The organism is Microbulbifer variabilis ATCC 700307 (assembly GCF_000380565.1).
GTDB classification, from domain to species: domain Bacteria; phylum Pseudomonadota; class Gammaproteobacteria; order Pseudomonadales; family Cellvibrionaceae; genus Microbulbifer; species Microbulbifer variabilis.
Genome location: NZ_AQYJ01000022.1, coordinates 200,136 through 217,777 on the forward strand (window position 1 = coordinate 200,136; position 17,642 = coordinate 217,777).

General features: G+C 51.8%; 17 protein-coding genes. 16 read left to right on the forward strand and 1 reads right to left on the reverse strand.

Annotated features, from left to right (window positions below; translation table 11 throughout):
* Positions 1 to 12 precede the first annotated feature (12 nt).
* The 9 genes from G367_RS0105065 to G367_RS0105105 all read left to right on the forward strand — a co-directional run bounded on the left by G367_RS0105065 (position 13) and on the right by G367_RS0105105 (position 6,697).
* A complete protein-coding gene (locus G367_RS0105065; RefSeq protein WP_020412024.1) occupies positions 13 to 357 on the forward strand; it encodes a YbaB/EbfC family nucleoid-associated protein in 345 nt (114 codons plus the stop codon).
* 30 nt (positions 358 to 387) lie between these two features.
* Complete coding sequence (gene recR / locus G367_RS0105070) at positions 388 to 996, forward strand: recombination mediator RecR (protein WP_020412025.1); 609 nt, start codon at positions 388 to 390, stop codon at positions 994 to 996.
* Between the two features lie 5 nt (positions 997 to 1,001).
* Entirely contained in the window at positions 1,002 to 2,129 is a 1,128-nt protein-coding gene (gene rnd / locus G367_RS0105075) for a ribonuclease D (protein ID WP_020412026.1), read from the forward strand.
* Positions 2,130 to 2,417: a YcgL domain-containing protein gene (locus tag G367_RS0105080; RefSeq protein WP_020412027.1), complete on the forward strand. Its 288-nt coding sequence runs from the start codon at positions 2,130 to 2,132 to the stop codon at positions 2,415 to 2,417.
* Positions 2,418 to 2,424: 7 nt separating this feature from the next.
* On the forward strand, positions 2,425 to 2,874 hold the full coding sequence (locus G367_RS0105085; RefSeq protein WP_020412028.1) for a YcgN family cysteine cluster protein: 450 nt from the start codon (positions 2,425 to 2,427) through the stop codon (positions 2,872 to 2,874).
* A complete protein-coding gene (locus tag G367_RS0105090) occupies positions 2,846 to 3,313 on the forward strand; it encodes a hypothetical protein (RefSeq protein WP_245556658.1) in 468 nt (155 codons plus the stop codon). The genes G367_RS0105085 and G367_RS0105090 overlap by 29 nt, the downstream gene beginning before the upstream one ends.
* Before the next feature lie 435 nt (positions 3,314 to 3,748).
* Complete coding sequence (locus G367_RS0105095) at positions 3,749 to 4,429, forward strand: YEATS-associated helix-containing protein (RefSeq protein WP_020412030.1); 681 nt, start codon at positions 3,749 to 3,751, stop codon at positions 4,427 to 4,429.
* Between the two features lie 139 nt (positions 4,430 to 4,568).
* Positions 4,569 to 5,414 carry an AAA family ATPase gene (locus tag G367_RS0105100; protein ID WP_020412031.1) on the forward strand — a complete coding sequence of 282 codons (846 nt, stop codon included), beginning with the start codon at positions 4,569 to 4,571 and terminating at the stop codon, positions 5,412 to 5,414.
* Positions 5,415 to 5,515: 101 nt separating this feature from the next.
* Complete coding sequence (locus tag G367_RS0105105) at positions 5,516 to 6,697, forward strand: vWA domain-containing protein (RefSeq protein WP_020412032.1); 1,182 nt, start codon at positions 5,516 to 5,518, stop codon at positions 6,695 to 6,697.
* A 56-nt stretch (positions 6,698 to 6,753) separates the two neighbouring features.
* Here the strand turns inward: G367_RS0105105 and G367_RS0105110 are convergent, their stop codons facing one another.
* Positions 6,754 to 8,247 carry a peptide MFS transporter gene (locus G367_RS0105110; RefSeq protein WP_020412033.1) on the reverse strand — a complete coding sequence of 498 codons (1,494 nt, stop codon included), beginning with the start codon at positions 8,245 to 8,247 and terminating at the stop codon, positions 6,754 to 6,756.
* 151 nt (positions 8,248 to 8,398) lie between these two features.
* Between G367_RS0105110 and hrpA the strand changes: the two genes are divergently transcribed.
* The 7 genes from hrpA to G367_RS23125 all read left to right on the forward strand — a co-directional run bounded on the left by hrpA (position 8,399) and on the right by G367_RS23125 (position 17,599).
* The gene (hrpA, locus tag G367_RS0105115; protein ID WP_020412034.1) at positions 8,399 to 12,313 is read left to right on the forward strand and encodes an ATP-dependent RNA helicase HrpA; all 3,915 of its coding nucleotides are present in this window, start codon (positions 8,399 to 8,401) and stop codon (positions 12,311 to 12,313) included.
* A gap of 237 nt (positions 12,314 to 12,550) precedes the next feature.
* Positions 12,551 to 12,874 (forward strand): HvfA family oxazolone/thioamide-modified RiPP metallophore, encoded by a 324-nt coding sequence (locus tag G367_RS0105120; RefSeq protein ID WP_020412035.1) that lies wholly within the window; start codon positions 12,551 to 12,553, stop codon positions 12,872 to 12,874.
* A 93-nt stretch (positions 12,875 to 12,967) separates the two neighbouring features.
* Positions 12,968 to 13,813, forward strand: coding sequence for an HvfB family MNIO-type RiPP peptide maturase (locus G367_RS23115; protein ID WP_020412036.1), 846 nt, complete (start codon positions 12,968 to 12,970; stop codon positions 13,811 to 13,813).
* Positions 13,794 to 14,579 carry an HvfC family RiPP maturation protein gene (locus G367_RS0105130; protein ID WP_020412037.1) on the forward strand — a complete coding sequence of 262 codons (786 nt, stop codon included), beginning with the start codon at positions 13,794 to 13,796 and terminating at the stop codon, positions 14,577 to 14,579. The genes G367_RS23115 and G367_RS0105130 overlap by 20 nt, the downstream gene beginning before the upstream one ends.
* Positions 14,580 to 14,750: 171 nt before the next feature.
* Positions 14,751 to 15,653, forward strand: a complete 903-nt coding sequence (locus G367_RS23120) for an MlaA family lipoprotein (protein WP_245556659.1) — start codon at positions 14,751 to 14,753, stop codon at positions 15,651 to 15,653.
* A gap of 38 nt (positions 15,654 to 15,691) precedes the next feature.
* Entirely contained in the window at positions 15,692 to 16,870 is a 1,179-nt protein-coding gene (locus tag G367_RS0105140) for a PP2C family protein-serine/threonine phosphatase (RefSeq protein WP_020412039.1), read from the forward strand.
* Positions 16,871 to 17,080: 210 nt separating this feature from the next.
* Entirely contained in the window at positions 17,081 to 17,599 is a 519-nt protein-coding gene (locus tag G367_RS23125) for an STAS domain-containing protein (protein ID WP_020412040.1), read from the forward strand.
* Positions 17,600 to 17,642: the final 43 nt, after the last annotated feature.

Below are 17,642 nucleotides of genomic sequence, written 5' to 3' on the forward strand. Positions count from 1 at the left end.
TAGAGGTTACTTATGAAAGGTTTGGGCGATTTGATGCAGCAGGCCCAGAAAATGCAAGCCGACATGCAAGAAAAGATGCAGAAGCTCCAGCAGGAGTTAAGTGACCTGCGTGTCTGTGGTGAGGCTGGTGCGGGTCTGATTAAAGTCACTATGAATGGCCGTCACGATGTGACATCAGTGGAAATTGATCCTTCGTTGCTTACTGAAGATAAAGAAATGCTTGAAGACTTACTTGCGGCGGCAGTCAATGATGCGGTGCGCAGGGCTGAAGAAAAGGCTCAGGAGCTGCAAAAGCAGCAGGTTGGCGATCTTGCTTCGGGTATTAATCTGCCCGAGGGTTTTAAATTCCCGTTCTGATAGCCGGGCATCCCATCTAATTAGAGTTTTATGTTTAGTCCCCTGATCGAAGAACTGATTCGCGCATTGCGCTGCCTGCCTAGTGTTGGGCCCAAGTCTGCGCAGCGCATGGCGATGTACCTGCTGGAAAAGGATCGCGATGCTGCAGTGCTTTTGGCGCAGAGCCTGTCGCAGGCAGTGGAAAAGGTTGGCCGCTGCAACCAGTGCCGGACACTCACAGAGGAAACTATTTGCGCGCTGTGTAATAACAGTCGTCGCGAGCAAACGTCCCTATGTGTAGTGGAAACCCCCGCAGATGTTTTGGCGATAGAGCAGGCTGGCAATTATCATGGCCGTTACTTTGTACTGCATGGCCATCTCTCCCCAATTGATGGTGTAGGGCCAGCGGACCTGGGAGTAGATTTGCTGGAGCAACGCCTCGCCAGTGAGTCCCTGCAGGAATTAATTGTAGCGACCAACCCGACGGTCGAAGGTGAGGCAACGGCGCAATATATAGCTGAGCGTGCAAGGGCGCATGGTGTAGCGGTAAGCCGCATCGCTCACGGGGTTCCCATTGGAGGAGAACTGGAATATATCGACGGCGGAACTCTGGCTCATGCCTTTAACAGCCGCACATCTTTTTTCCCCTCTGTTGAGTGATACCGATGGTTGAGATAGATACCACTCCGCGCTGGGTGGATAGCAGCGAGCAGCTGGCTGCCCTGTGTACCGAGTGGCGCCGGCAGCGCGCGGTAGCACTGGATACTGAGTTCATGCGCAGTCGTACCTTTTACCCTCAGCCAGCCCTGGTGCAGGTAGGGGATGGGAAGTACTGTTACTTGATCGATAATCTAGCTATTGAAGACCTTCAGCCTCTGAGGGATTTACTCCTGGATGCGGCTGTGACCAAGATCATGCATAGCTGCAGCGAGGACCTGGAAACCCTGGAATGCCTGTTGGGAGTCGTTCCTGAGCCGATTTTCGATACCCAGATTGCAGCTGCTATGAGTGGCATGGGGGCGGGCCTGGGATATGCGGCTACTGTTCGCGAGTTATTGAATATTGAATTACCGAAAAGTGAGACCCGCTCTGACTGGCTGCAGCGTCCACTGAGTGAGGCACAACAGAGTTATGCGGCTCTTGATGTCGCTTGGTTGCCAGTGCTTTATGGTGTTTTACTGAAGCGACTAGAGGGATATGGCCGGGAAGGATGGCTTCAAGAGGATTGCGCTGCACTGGTAATTGCTGCGCGTAGTCCACAGGCGCCGGAACTCTATTATAAGAAAGTAAAGGGGGCATGGCGCCTGCGTGGCAAGCAGCTGGCGGCTCTTCAAGACCTCTGTGCCTGGCGTGAGCGCGAGGCACGGGTACTAAACATGCCGCGTAATCATCTGCTCAAAGAAAATATCTGTATGGCCCTGGCCCAGCAGTTACCGCGGCATAAAGGTGCTCTGAGTCAGGCTGGGTTTGAAGGTCGCGCCCTCAGGGAGCATGGGGACAGTCTGTTGCAGGTGATTTCCCAGGCTGTACAGCGGAGCGATATGCCAGCACGCCTACCGCAGCCCCTCAATCGCCAGCAGGGAGAGGTTCTCAAACAATTGCGCCAACATCTCAGCATAATTGCTGAACGCGAGGGCCTGCCAGCTGAAATCCTTATCCGCAAGAAGGAGCTAGAGACTCTGGTGCAGGCCCGCAAGCCGGAGCTACAAGGGCGCATGTGTGGTTGGCGGGCAAAGGTTGTAGGCGAGCCTCTGCTTGATGTATTGCGCCAGCTGCGCAAAGAGGAACTATAAGTGAAAGTTTTATGTGATATATACCGCAGTCCCAAAAAAGAGGAAATGTACCTGTACGTGGATAAACGTGAGGGAACTGCGCGGGTGCCTGAAAATCTATTGGAGCTATTTGGCAGCCCTCAGCACCTGACTACCATGTTGTTAACCCCGGAGCGTAAACTGGCGCGCGCAAATGCTGACAAGGTCCTGCAGGATGTGCGTGCGCGAGGTTACTATTTACAAATGCCGCCGGTAGCTGATTCTGAAATGAGTGAAATCGCACTGAAGAACAGTAAGCTGCAACGCTGAGACTGAAATGGCTCAAGTGCCTTTTTGGCGGCGTAAGACCCTTGAACAAATGAATGCTTCCGAGTGGGAGGCGCTTTGTGATGGCTGTGGACGCTGCTGTATACATAGTCTCGAAGATGAGGAGACGGGAGAGGTATATAGTACCAACGTTGCCTGTCGACTGCTCGATACATATTCCTGTCGCTGTAGCCAGTACAGCCGGCGTAAAGTATTGGTGCCTGGCTGTATACAGCTTCAAGTAGAGGACGTTCCAGAGTTCGGTTGGTTGCCGAGTACTTGTGCTTACCGCTGCCTGTCAGAAGGGCGCTCTCTACCGGATTGGCATCCACTGATTAGTGGGGACACAGAGTCGGTGCATAAGGCCGGTATTTCAGTTCGTGGCAGAGTCGTAAGTGAGGAGCTGGTGCACCCGGATGATATGGAAGAGCATGTCGTTACCTGGGTTGATGTTGATTGAGAGGATGCCTCCAGATGTTCTTGCGGGAGGCGATGAGGATTTAGAGAAGAAAGTAAAAATGTCAGAAGATTTTCAACTTGCCTGGATTGTTTACACGGCGTCGACTCTGGTGCTGTTATTGGCGGGCTGGTGGTTTATGCGCAATTGGCGCTGGAGCTGGTTGCGCCGTACTCTCTTATTAATCTTTGCAGCGGTATTGTTAGTGCCGGTAAAGGTACCTGTTGCTGAATCAGTGGCGATGCCAGTGTTACCTCTCTTTGTTTATCAGATGCTTTTTGAAGAAAATGGCGCAGCGCCGGAGGTCACCGCAAATCTGGTTTTTTCCGCTGGCGGAGCTTTGGCTGTGATGGTTTTTTGGGGGATTGTCACACTGCTGCTGCGCTTTCGGCGCGATCGACGCAGTCGCTTTGATGATGATCCTTACTTTAATGAGCAGTAACCGCCAGAGACCAGACTTTTTTTAGTTAGCGATCACTTTTAAGGGCTGGTGGACAAATAATTGCCTATTAGCCTTTCTTGCATCTAGCCAGTTAATAGTCGACCCAAATATTTCTTCTGCGAACTACCTTTCCCCATTGGATCAAAGGCGCCGTATCCTCTGCTCCGGAGTTCTCTATCCGGTGACAGCTGCTATATCTATTAGGCTGCCTGCAGGCTTGGCGTGAGGCCATGCTAGTCGGTTCAATTTTCGACGTTGAATAAGGGCGTAGCCATATAGAAAATGCGGCTTGGAATGTCCGTAAGCAATTCGAAAATTCACTATGCTGGCAGCTTGATGGCCGGACTTAAAGAAAAATACTGAAGAAGTGCAATTGGCACATTATTCCGTCCTTGTAAGTTGGCGGAGGCTGCCATTGACGTCTGAGGAATCCTGATGCTCGACCACCTGCTGATTCTTACCGCGGTAATGCTGGTTTCGGGCATTCTTGGCGGGTTGGTGAATTACTATCAGATGCTGTTTACAGAGGAGGATCCGGCCGGTCTTGCACGTTGCCTGATTATGGGCTTGTGCGGTGCCTTGATAGTGCCAATTTTCCTCAAATTCACTCAAAGTGACCTCTTGATCGAGATCCAGGGGGATCCATCGCGCCTGCTGATTTTCACCGGCTATTGTTTACTGGCTGCCATTGCCTCGCGTATGTTCGTTTTTAATGCTGCACGTCGTCAGTTACGGGACGCCAGTATTGCCCGGGCCAGGGTTGAGAACCTTGAGCAGGAGCTGCGTACAATGCAGCTCGAGATGATGCCGTTATTGGAGCATGAAATTGAAGGGGATCTGGAGCAGGGGCCAGTGCTGGATTTTAACCAGATCCGTAAGCTGGATGAGAATGCCCTGCAAGTGCTCAACCTCCTTAATAGTGGTGAGTGTGTATTTCGCTCCCTGTCAGGAATGGTGCAAGACAGCGGTATGGAGACCAATTCTGTCGCCCGCGCCTTAAATAGCCTGTTAGTGTTGGAGATGGTCGGTAAGATTCATAGTCACTTGGGAATCCGCTGGTACATCACCAGTAAGGGAAGACAGGTGGTACATCGCCGTAGTACCCAGATGGCTTGACCCCGGTTGCATAAGCAGTCGCTCAGCCTACTCAAGCTGGTCATCCAATTTGGTCGTTCCCGCCTCGCCTCCTGCCCTGTTGTTCAATTATCATTCGCTAAATCAGATAGATAGCGGCGAATACAGGATTGGAGTAGTCATGAAATTTACCGGTACCGACAGCTATGTAGCTACTGAAGACCTGCAGATGGCGGTAAACGCAGCGGTCACCCTGCAGCGTCCCCTTCTGATCAAAGGCGAGCCGGGCACCGGCAAAACTTTGCTTGCGGAGCAGGTTGCGCAGAGCCTCGGCATGAAGTTGATCCAGTGGCATATTAAGTCCACTACCAAGGCACAGCAGGGTTTGTATGAATATGATGCCGTGTCACGCCTGAGGGATTCCCAATTGGGAGTGGATAAAGTCCATGATATTGGCAATTACATCAAGCGCGGTAAGCTGTGGGAGGCTTTCGCGGCTGAGGAACGTGTAGTACTGCTGATTGATGAAATTGACAAGGCAGATATTGAGTTTCCCAATGACTTGCTGGTAGAGCTGGATCGCATGGAGTTTTTCGTCTATGAAACCGGCGAAACCATCAAAGCCAAGCAGCGTCCCGTCGTAATTATTACCTCCAATAATGAGAAAGAGTTGCCTGATGCTTTCTTGCGCCGGTGTTTTTTCCATTACATCAGCTTCCCCGACCGTGACACCATGCGCAAAATTGTTGACGTGCATTACCCGGATATAAAGGGGCAGATGGTGGCAGAGGCGATGGATATCTTCTTCCAGTTGAGGGAAGTGCCAGGCCTAAAGAAAAAGCCCTCCACTTCGGAGTTGATTGACTGGCTGAAATTGTTGATGGCAGATGATATTCCCGAAGAAGTCTTGAAAAACCGTGATAACAGCAGTGCGATCCCTCCTCTCTACGGAGCCCTGCTGAAAAATGAACAAGATGTTCATATGCTGGAGCGTCTTGCGTTTATGGCGCGTCGAGATAATCGTTAATTGGTGAATCGCTGTGTTTCAGGGAGAGGATATGCTCTTCCTGAAGTTTCATCGGTTGGTTCGATTGCAACCCTATTTTCCTATGCTGACTGCGAATTACTATGCTGATTGGCTTTTTTCTAAATTTACGCCGCTATAAATTACCGGTATCCATTACCGAGCTGCTTTCCTTGCTCGAAGCTTTGCAGCAACGTTTGGTGTTTGCAGACTTGGAGGAATTTTACTTCCTGGCCCGAGTTTGCCTGGTGAAGGATGAGAAGCATTTCGATAAATTCGATCGCGCTTTTGAGTCTTATTTTAAAGACCTGGAAACACTGGATGATATTGTCGAGCAGATGATCCCGGATGACTGGCTCCGTGCAGAGTTCCTGAAACAGCTCACGGAAGAGGAAAAGGCTAAGGTCCAAAGCCTCGGTGGTCTGGAAAAACTGTTGGAGGAATTCAAAAAGCGCCTTGAAGAGCAGAAGAAGCGCCACAGTGGCGGCAACCGCTGGATCGGTACCGGTGGCACCAGTCCTTTTGGTAACAGCGGCTATCACCCGGGAGGAATTCGGGTTGGGGGTAAGGGCCGCAACCGCTCGGCATCCAAAGTGTGGGAGAAGCGTCAGTTTAAGAACCTGGATGACAGTGTCAGCCTGGGTACTCGTAATATCCAGGTCGCCCTGCGCAAGCTGCGAAAATTTGCCCGCACCGGCGCTGCTGAAGAGCTGGACCTGGATAACACAATTTCCTCCACAGCACGCAATGCGGGCCTTTTGGATATCCAGATGGTTCCGGAGCGGCACAACGCGATAAAAGTATTGATCTTTTTTGATGTAGGGGGCTCCATGGACCCCTACGTACGGGTTTGTGAAGAACTGTTTTCAGCCTGCCGCTCCGAATTTAAGCACCTGGAGTATTTTTATTTCCACAACTTTGTCTATGAGCATGTTTGGAGAGACAACCAGCGTCGTTTCAGTGAAAACACTTCATTGCTGGAAGTACTGCGTACTTATGCCAAAGACTATAAAGTTATTTTTGTGGGCGATGCCTCTATGGCGCCCTACGAAATTACCAGCCGCTATGGCAGTGTCGAGCATATGAATGAGGAACCCGGTGCTGCCTGGATGGAGCGAATTACGAATACCTACAGTAACCTGGTCTGGTTAAACCCTGTCGGTGAGGAGTACTGGCAATACACCCCCAGTATTGGAATGACACAGCGTTTGGTCGATGGGCACATGTACCCGATGACTTTGGCGGGGTTGGATAGGGCGATCGCCTATCTGGTAAAAGGGCGCTGATGCTGCAGTAATATCTTTCAAGTCAGGCGGCACTGTCCGAACCGCCTGATCACTTCTTACTTATCATTGCCGCTAAAGTGTTTCGGGGGCACACCGTCGTGATCGGCGGTGATACTTAATTCCTCTTTAGTGGTTTCTCCCACTGTGGCGTGCACCTCCTCCGCGCCATGCATCCAATCCACCAGTTTCTCGCGAATGAGATACAGGATAATTCCTGCAACAATGGCAACTAGGGCTACGCCCCCAAAAGTAGCGAGAGGGCCGGACACTCCCACCAACTTGCCAATTTCCGCCGCTCCTTTGTTAGCAATACCAATAAAGGCAAACCAAAGCCCCATCATTAAGGATAAATAGCGTAGAGGGGATAATTTGGTGACTACTGAAAGCCCGATAGGTGATAGGCACAGTTCACCGATAGTGTGAAAAATATAGGCAAACACCAGCCACCATATACTTGCTTTTATGGTTGTAGAGTCTCCGATTTGTAATGCTGCTCCACACATTGAAATAAAGCCGATACCAAGAAATACCAGCCCCAGGCTGAACTTGGCTGGTGAGCTGGGTTCCTTATCTCCCATTCCTATCCAGATGCTGGCCATAATCGGCGCGAGGATAATGATAAATATGGGATTCACCATCTGTAGCCAACTGGCTGGAATCTCCCATCCCAAGATATTTAGGTCGGTGCGATATTTGGCAAACAAGTTCATTGAGCCGGCAGCCTGCTCAAAACCGGCCCAGAAAATCACTATAAAAACACCAAGTACCAATATGACCTTTATACGGTCTCGCTCTTCGTGAGTCAGGGGACGATGCTTTTCGGCCTCTTCATGTTTCCGGTTTTTGAGTTCCAGGTGTGCAGAGGGCTCTACGCCGATTTCTCCCAGATAGCGCTTGGCCTGGGTCATTTGCAGCAGCAGGCCCAACAACATGCCAACTCCTGCAACGACGAAGGCCAGCTGGTAGTCCACCTTCTCTCCAACCCAGCCCACAACTAAATAACCGAGGATTGAGCCCAGGTTTATGCCCATATAGAAAATGGTAAATGCCGTATCGCGACGGTGATCTCCCTCTTCGTAGAGGTCTCCAACCATGGTGGAAATATTTGGTTTGAAGAAACCATTGCCGATAATCAGCAGGGCCAGTCCCAGCCACAGCATATAGATCTCACTGCCATTGGGCAGCCAGGCGTGGGGGAAGCCAAGGGAGAATTGTCCCAGCATCATCAGGGTGCCGCCGAACATAATGCAGCGGCGTTGTCCCCAGCGGTTGTCCGCCATCCAGCCGCCGATAATTGGAGTCAGGTAGACCAGCATTGCGTACCATCCCAGGTAGCTGAGGGCTTTGGATTGTAATTCGGTCTCGGTGAGCTGCTCCCAGCCGAATACTGCAGCGGTGGCCGTGGAGGTCAGGTAGAAAACAAAAATACCGCGCATACCGTAGTAGCTGAGGCGTTCCCACATTTCTGTACCAAACAGCAGAAACAGGCCTTTGGGATGGCCAAACAGCTGCCCGGCGCTGGAGGGGGGCTTGGGCTTGATCTCTTGCATAGTACCGCTCGCAAGGTGTGACCCTGAGGCGCAATGGTGCTTCTAAAATTGACCTCTATCTGCTCCAGTATAGATGAGCGCCACAGTAAGGTTTGATAGCCCTATCGTATCCAGGGGTTATAATCCCGCGTTTGCCATTGCTGTACGAATTATGAGTCACACCGAAGCAGAAAAAGTTGTGGGAGCGCTGCAAACCCGTATCCCGGCCTGTATGGGTAGGGATCGTTTTGACTTGCGCAGAACCCTGAAGAACGTGCGCCGGCGCCAGAAAGAGGGCAAGCCGGTCGATCGAATGCTGGCCCAGCTGGAACAACAGTTACAAGCGTCTGAAGCCCTGGTGGAAGAGCGTCGGCGAAAGCTACCGGACGTGCAGTGGCCGGAAGCACTGCCCGTGGTAGCGCGGCGTGATGAAATCGCCGGGTTGATCGAAAAGCACCAGGTTGTAGTTATTGCCGGTGAAACCGGTTCTGGTAAAACCACCCAGTTACCGAAAATCTGCCTGTCTCTGGGGCGGGGGATTTACGGCCAGATTGGCCACACCCAGCCGCGCAGGATTGCCGCTCGCACTGTGGCTAATCGAATCGCCGAGGAATTGCAGCAGCCCTTGGGGGAATCAGTCGGTTACCAGGTGCGTTTTACCGATCACAGTACTGAGCATACCCATGTCAAACTAATGACGGACGGTATTCTGCTGGCAGAAATTCAGCGTGACCCACTGTTAAATAAATATGACACGCTGATTATCGATGAAGCCCATGAGCGCAGTCTCAATATTGATTTTCTGCTGGGCTATTTGAAAACTATCCTGCCCAGGCGTCCAGACCTGAAACTGATCATTACCTCGGCCACTATCGACCTGGAGAAATTCTCCCGACATTTTGATGATGCGCCCATTATCGAGGTATCTGGCCGGACCTATCCGGTGGACATTCATTACCGCCCGGCTGTGGACAGTGATGCGGATCTCAATGAACAGGTCGTAACTGCGGTAGGGGAGTTACTGCACGAGGAAAAATCCAGCAGCCGGCGCGGCGGGGATATACTGGTATTTATGAGTGGCGAGCGGGAAATCCGTGAATGTGCCAAGGCCCTGCGGGATGCGCAAATTGCCCAGCTGGAAGTATTGCCCCTTTATGCGCGTTTGAGTCTGGCGGAGCAGGCCAAAGTCTTTCACGGCCATAAAGGCCGCCGTATTGTACTCGCCACCAATGTGGCGGAGACCTCTATTACGGTGCCGGGAATTCGCTATGTGATTGACCCGGGTACTGCACGCGTCAGCCGCTACAGCTATCGCAGTAAAATTCAGCGACTGCCTATAGAGCCGGTTTCCCAGGCCAGTGCCAACCAGCGTGCCGGTCGCTGTGGCCGCGTCAGTGCCGGTGTCTGTGTACGCTTATATGAAGAGCGGGATTTTGTGCAGCGTCCGGAATTTACCGATGCGGAAATTCTGCGTACCAACCTGGCTGCAGTAATCCTGCAAATGTTGCAGTTGCGTATTGGTGATATCCGCGAGTTTCCTTTTGTAGATCCGCCCGATCCGCGCCTGATTAATGATGGTTACAAGCTATTACAGGAACTGCAGGCCGTCGATGGTCAGGGCAGGGTCACCAAACTGGGGCGAGCCCTTTCACGATTGCCGCTGGATCCACGACTGAGCCGAATGTTGCTGGCCGGGGCAGATAATGGTAGTGCGCGTGAATTATTAGTTATTGTCGCCGCCCTGGCCGTACAGGATCCGCGCGAACGCCCGGTGGAAAAGCGTCAGGCAGCGGATGAAAAACATCGCCAGTGGCAGCATGAGCAGTCAGATTTCCTGTCCTTTGTACAGCTTTGGGATACTTTCGAAATCCAGCGTCAGGAGCTGAGTCAAAATCAGTTGCGAAAATGGTGCCAGAAAAATTTCCTGTCCTGGTTGCGTATGCGTGAGTGGAGAGATATCCACCACCAATTGCGGGTGGCTTGCCGCGATCTTGAAGTAAAAGAAAACAAAGAGCCAGCGGAGTATGAAGCGGTACACCGGGCTATAGTCGCAGGTCTTCTCGGTAATATTGGCGCTCGCGATGAGAACAAGGAATTTATTGGCTGTCGCAATCGCCGCTTCCATATTTTCCCTGGATCTGGCCAGTTCAAGAAGCCTCCCCGCTGGGTTGTTGCCGCCCAGTTATTGGAAACCAGCCGTTTATTCGCCCATACGGTTGCAAAAATAGAGCCCGATTGGGTATTGGCTGCATCCCAGCACCTGGTAAAGCGAAATTATTTCGAGCCTCATTTTGATGCCCGTTCGGGTCAGGTGATGGCCTTTGAGAAGGTTTCCCTGTACGGCCTGGTGCTGGTGGAGAAACGCCGGATTCCCTACGGTAAGCTTGATCCGAAAACCGCGCGGGAAGTCTTTATTCGCCAGGCTTTAGTGGAGCAGCGTTATCGAGGTAAAGGCCGTTTTTATACACACTACACCGACCTGCTGAAATCTCTGGAAGAGCTGGAGGCTAAATCCCGCAGGCGGGATATTCTGGTAGATGATGAAGTGATTTATCGCTTTTTCGATGAGCGTATACCTGCCGATATCGTTAACCTGGCTGGGTTTGAGCACTGGCGCAAGAAAGTGGAATCCACTGATCCGCAGTTGCTCTTTATTCCCCGTGAATTGTTGATGCAGCAGAGTGCGGATCACGTCGGCGAAGCCCAATTCCCCGATGAATTGCAATCGGGCGGTATTGTTTATCCGCTCAGCTATCATTTCGAGCCGGGCAGTGTGGATGACGGTGTCAGCATTCAGGTACCGATTGCGGCTTTGCACCAGGTGCCCGCTGCTCGACTTTCCTGGCTGGTGCCTGGAATCCTACGGGATAAATGTATTGCCCTGGTCAAAGCCTTACCTAAACAGTGGCGTAAATATTTTGTCCCCGTACCAGCAGCAGTGGATAAAGCCCTGCCGCGATTGCGCCCGGATAATGTCCCCTTATGGCAGTCACTAGCACTGGAGTTACAGCGCCAGACGGCGCAGCAGTTGCCTGATAGCGCCTGGGAATCCGCTGAGCAATCCTTGGAAGATTATTATCGCTTCAATATCCAAGTGGTGGATGAGGCAGGTAAATTGCTCGACCAGGACCGAGATCTCTCGCTGCTACAGGCGCGCTACCGCGATCGGGTGCAGCAGGGGCTTGCGAGTGCAGGAGACAGCTTTGAGCGGGAGGGGATTACCAGCTGGGACTTTGGAGAGCTTCCAGAAACCCACACCCTTAACCAGGGCGGCCTCAAGGTGCGGGCATACCCGGCTCTGATAGAGGAAAAAGACAGTGTTTCTCTGAAACTCCTGGATAACCCGGATGACGCGCGCCGGCTGAGTCGTGCAGGTATTTCCCGCCTGGCACTGTTGCACTTGCCGGAGAAGGTTAAATACCTGCGCAAGGAGCTGCTTCGTGGCAAGGAGCTGGGGTTATCTGCCGCGGACTTGGGGCGGCGTGAAGAGGTTGCAGACGATATCCTGTTGGCTGCCGTGCGAGAGGTATTTTGGTCCAAGGGCAATTGGCCGCGTACCGAAGCTGAATTTCTGTCCGCGCTGGAAAATGATAGTGACCTGGTGGGGGTGGCCCAGGAAATTGGGAACCTGCTGGTCAAAGCTTTAGCCCTACTTGTGCCCCTGCGCAAACAGATCAAACAGCAGAAAAACCTGGCAGTTGCAATGGCGGTGGGAGATATTCAGCAGCAATTGTCTGGGCTCTTTTATCGCGGTTTTCTGTTCGATACCCCTCTGGAATGGTTGCGTCAGTATGGCCGTTATCTTAAGGCGATCGCTATGCGACTGGAAAAAGCCGTCCTCGACCCGAATCGTGATCGCAAATTACAGGTTGAGTACCACAAGGCCGCGGAGCCTTATGCCGATCTGGCTGAAAAATATTCAAGCAGGGAGTTGGCTGCGGAAGCCTTGCTAGTGGATTACCGCTGGATGCTTGAAGAGTTCCGCGTTTCTTTATTTGCCCAGACCCTGAAAACCCTGATGCCAGTATCTTCCAAGCGCTTGCATAAGGCGTGGGTGGAGGCTGATGGGAAGGGGCTGGTAGGTTGATTGCCACTATTGGTATGAGATCACAAAAAAACTGATTTCTTTATGTAATATTCTGGCGACCGGTTCGACAAACCTTATGTGAGTAGGCTATAGGTTCAAAGTGGCGTGAGATTCTCACCCTAAGCTGGCTAGCCTCAACAAATGACGGTTTTCCACCCCGCGTCATTATACTGGCGCGGGAGAAAAGAAAGTCTTTGGTACTTTTTATTACTCAGGGTATTAATTAGGAGATCCCTTATGAACAAGAAGCATCTTTCCCCCGTAGCGGCCGCAGTTGGTGCAGCGTTTATTGCCTCTGCTGCGATGAATGTGTCCGCAACCACTGGCGAAGCTAATCCGTTTGCTGCGGCAGAGCTGACTTCTGGCTACAACCTGGCACTGGCTGACCATGGCGATAAGGAAAAAGAAGGCAAGTGTGGCCACGACAAGAAAAAAGAAGGTAAGTGCGGCGAAGGTAAGTGCGGCGAAGGCAAGAAGAAAGAAGGCAAGTGCGGCGAAGGTAAATGCGGCGAAGGCAAGAAGAAAGAGGGTAAGTGCGGCGAAGGTAAGTGTGGCGGATAATTTAAAGCCATACTCGATCGGGGCGGTATTGCGTTAACTGACGCGCCGCCCCTTGTTCTTTTCTTCACATAGAACCGTTTGAGGCAGACAGAAGTGCGAAATTATCCAGTGGAGGGGGCCGGTCTTGGACTGCGTCGCTCTATGATGGGAGAGGAAGTGCCATCTGCTGCGGTGGATTTCTTTGAGGTAGCGCCGGAAAACTGGATCGGCGTCGGTGGGCGCTATGGCCGCTGGTTTCGGGAATTTACTGAGCGCTACCCATTTATTTTGCACGGCTTGTCCCTTTCAATTGGGGCGCCGGAGCCTTTGGATATGGACCTTGTTGGGTCTATCAAGAAATTTATTCGTGAGCATGATATTCGCTATTACAGCGAGCACCTGAGCTACTGCTCCGACCACGGACATCTCTACGATTTACTGCCGATTCCCTTTACTGAAGAAGCGGTGATGTATGTCGCCGAGCGAATTCGTATTGTGCAGGATGCATTGGGGCAGCGTATTGCCATGGAAAATGTTTCCTACTATGCCGCACCAGGCCAGGAAATGAGCGAGCTGGCCTTTCTAAATGCCGTACTGGAGGAAGCAGACTGTGACCTTCTCCTTGATGTAAATAATATTTATGTCAACTCCATTAATCATCGTTACGATCCATTTGAGTTTCTGCGCGGACTTCCTTCGGAAAGAATGCGCTATGTACATGTGGCGGGACATTACGACGAGGCGGAAGATCTAAAAGTAGATACCCACGGTGCACCGGTAATTGATCCTGTGTGGGAGTTGTTGAATAAGGCTTATGAAATTCACGGTGTAATGCCAACCCTGCTTGAGCGGGATTTCAATATTCCACCCATACCGCAATTGCTCGAAGAAGTAGGGCATATCAAAACCATTCAGGCCAGTCACCAAGTAGAAGAAAACTATGTCCTCAGTCGCCGATAAAACTGACAATTTTCAGGGGTTGCAGAGAGACTTGGCTGCTCATCTGCGTGCTCCGGAGCAATGCACACCGCCTCCCCAAATTGAAGATCGGCGCTTGGCGATTTATCGGGATCTAATTTACAACAATATTGAGTCTTTTATCTCGAGCGGGTTTCCGGTGCTGCGCAGTCTCTATAGTGACGAATTCTGGCACGCTATGGTGCGTGATTTTGTGCATCACCATACTTCTAGCAGTCCCTACTTCCTGCAAATCAGTGAGGAGTTCCTCACTTACCTGCAAAATGAGCGGGGCCAGCGGGAGGGAGATCCCCCTTTTTTACTGGAGCTAGCTCACTACGAATGGGTAGAGTTGGCACTGGATGTCAGTACCGCTGAGATACCTGCCAACCTCAGCCGCGAGGGGGATATATTGGGATCCGTACCAGTAGTATCGCCCCTGGTATGGAGCCTTAGTTATCGATATCCCGTGCATCGTATTGGCCCGGTGTTCCAGCCTCAGGAACCCGATGAAACCCCCACCTTTTTGCTGGTGTATCGCGATCGCAGTGATGAGGTGAATTTCATGGAAATTAATGCGGTGACAGCGCGTTTGTTGCAACTGGCTTCAGAAGAGTCGGCCACTGGAGAGCAACTGTTGGCACAAATTGCTGCAGAGTTACCCCAGGTAGATACCAGCACCCTGAGGAGTTTTGGTGTGGAGCTATTACAGAAACTTCTGGGGAATGGTGTAATTGCAGGCCTTAAACCTCTACCTGCTGAAAAATAGGTGTCGACAGCTTATCTTTTGGCGTCATTATTATTCTAAAGCACCGCTGCACTTGCCTGAAACTGCTTCATCTTTGACGAATCCCAGCTGCTATGCTGCCGAGGGTAGCTTACGATATGCGAGGGCGTTAGAATCCTTGGTCTTAGTATTTGTTAGTAGAGGAGCAGGGTTTTGCTAGGACGCAGAGTTTTATCGCCCTGGTTGATGGCCGCGCTGATCGCGGTTTCTCCAGTGAGTGTATTAGCGCAAGATGACCCGTTTGGAGGCGCGGCAGGGGATACCGCCGTTCAAACTGGTACTGATGGTCAGGTTACCACAAGTGGCGATGAAAATGGTTCGCTACTGGATGAATATGGCTTTGATCCCGCGGATGAATTTGGTGGTGCGGAAGGGGAGGATTTTTCCCTTCGTGACCCATGGGAAGGTTTTAACCGCGCTGTATTTAGTTTTAATGATGGCGCTGATCGCTATGTGTTGAAGCCAGCTGCCGTCAGCTATCGGCAGATCACCCCAATATTCGTGCAACACGGTGTTAGCAACTTCTTCAGTAATCTGGGTGAAGTGACCAATACCTTTAATGGCGTATTGCAAGGTAAATGGGGCCAGGCAGGCAATGATGCAGGTCGCTTGCTGATTAATACCACTATTGGTATTGCCGGTCTTTTTGATGTTGCCAAGCATATGGGGCTTGAAAAAGGCGATGGCGAGGACTTTGGTCAAACCCTGGCTGTTTGGGGGGTGCCTTCCGGTCCATACCTGGTTTTGCCGCTTCTGGGTCCTTCCACAGTTCGGGATACGCCAGCACGGGTAGTTGATTACTACACCAACCCGCTGACCTATGTGGAACATGACCCTACACGCTATACGTTGAGGGCAACCGATATTATTCAGAGCCGCGCCAGCTTGCTGCAGGCCGAATCACTGTTACAGGGGGATCGGTATGTGCTGTTACGTGATGCTTACCTGCAGCGCCGCGACTTCCTGATCGTGGATGGCGAAGTAGATGTGCAGAGTGAAACTGAAGCCGCTGAAGCGATTGACCAGGGTGAAGTTGAAGAGTCCAGTGACTACTGATCACCGGATAGAACTTACTCTTTTTCCAAGGGCCACTCATGCCCGGTCCCGGTAGCCTGTTACTGACTGATGACGAGCGCTCCCGCAGTTTCCTGCGTGGAGCACTTTCACGCCAAGGGTTCTCTGTTGCGGAGGCAAGTAGTGGGCAACAGGGTATCCAGCAATTTTCCCCCGGTCTTTTTCAATTGGTCGCGGTGGACTTCCAGTTACCCGATATGAGCGGGCTGGAGGTGTTACAAAAAATCAAACGTCAGTCTCCAGACACCTCTGTCATCGTAATTTCATCCAGTGCAGTACTGAATGATGCCCTGCAAGCAATACGCCTGGGCGCCTGCGATTATCTCCTCAAACCTCTCAAGGAAGCCGCGCAAATTGACCGGGTTATTTGTCGTATCAGCGGTGAGGAGAATCTGGCCCAGCAGAACCGGGAATATCGGGAAGCTCTGGAGCGGCGTAACATAGAGCTGCGTGATCACGTAGAGCTTTTGCGGCGGGACCAGGAGGCTGGCCGCCAGCTGCAACAGCACTTGCTGCCGCGTACGCCTTATAGTTATCCAGGTGGTATTGAGGCGAACTATCGCCTGATTCCCTCACTGTATCTCAGTGGTGACTTTGTCGATTACGGCCTGTTTGGAGAGCGTTTTGTCGCCTTCTACCTAGTGGATATTTCCGGTCATGGTGTCTCGTCTGCGCTGGTTACCGCACTCGTCAAGCACAGCATCATGCATCGTCTGCGTGAGGGTCCACTTTTTACCCAGCTGGAGTCCCTTGGCAGTGACCTGTTAGAAGTTCTCGAGCTGATTAATCGGGAGTTGTTATCCACACATATGGGCAAACATGCCAGCATGTTCGTCGGTGTTGTGGATACGGCCGCGCGCCAGCTGCATTATGCTGTTGCCGGGCAGATTCCCATGCCGGCTCTCGCCAGTGATGGTGGCGCTGATTGGTTGCCGGGCAAAGGGCGTCCGTTAGGTATCTTTGAGCGGGGTGACTGGCAGGTAATGTGCGCCGAGCTACCGCCCAGCTGGCGTTTGGTGGCGTGCTCCGATGGCGTTCTGGAGCTGCTTCAGGGAGATCTTCTGGAAAAAGAGGAGCGCCTCTTACAGATGATCGCTGAGTGCGGAGGAAATTTGGAAAGTTTGTGCCAGAGCCTGAAAGTAGATACTTTTGGGGCGTTACCGGACGATATTACGATCCTCACCCTGGGGCACAATTAGGACGAGCGTTTGCATCGACTAAATAGTCGAATTTCATGCCCTAGTATACTTGTCAGTCCGGGCAGTCAGGAGTAAGCTCCGCCCACTTTATGCACAAAATTGCACAAGGCGGCAAAACCACCGAGTGCGGCTTGTGTTCTCTACCAGTGAACTTTTGCCACCTGTTAGCACTTTCACCTAAAAGTGTATCCGGGTGAGCCAGGGGTTGTTATGCAGTCCGGGCAAATTATGGTTGGGGCCCACGAGGGCGTTTACATCATCAAGTTGATTGGTGATGTTCGGCTCAACCTTTGTACTTCATTTGATAGCTTCATCGACAACATGTTTGCGCGAGATGACTTCGCTGGGGTGGCTTTCGACCTGGACCGTGCCGAAGGTGTTGACAGCACGACCCTTGGCCTGATGGCAAAAATTGCGATTCGCGCCCAAGAGCGCGGTTGTCAAAAGCCATTGGTTTTCTCTGCCGATAAGGGAATTCAACACCTGCTTGATGCAATGGGATTTGACTCCCTGGTGGAGATCAGTAGTGAGCAATATGATATCTCCGTTGAGACTAAACCCCTGGTCTGCAACACTCCTGATGAATGTGCTGCGCGGGAGAAGGTACTGGAAGCACACCGTGTTTTGATGAGTATGAACGAGCAAAATGCGGAAACTTTCCGCGATCTGGTGCATACCCTCGAGCGGGAATGCGAGCCCTACAGCAAACGCTCCGCCCATCTGCATTGAGCTTCTTAAGGGCTCCTGCTACTGATTTGGCGCTTTAGACCTA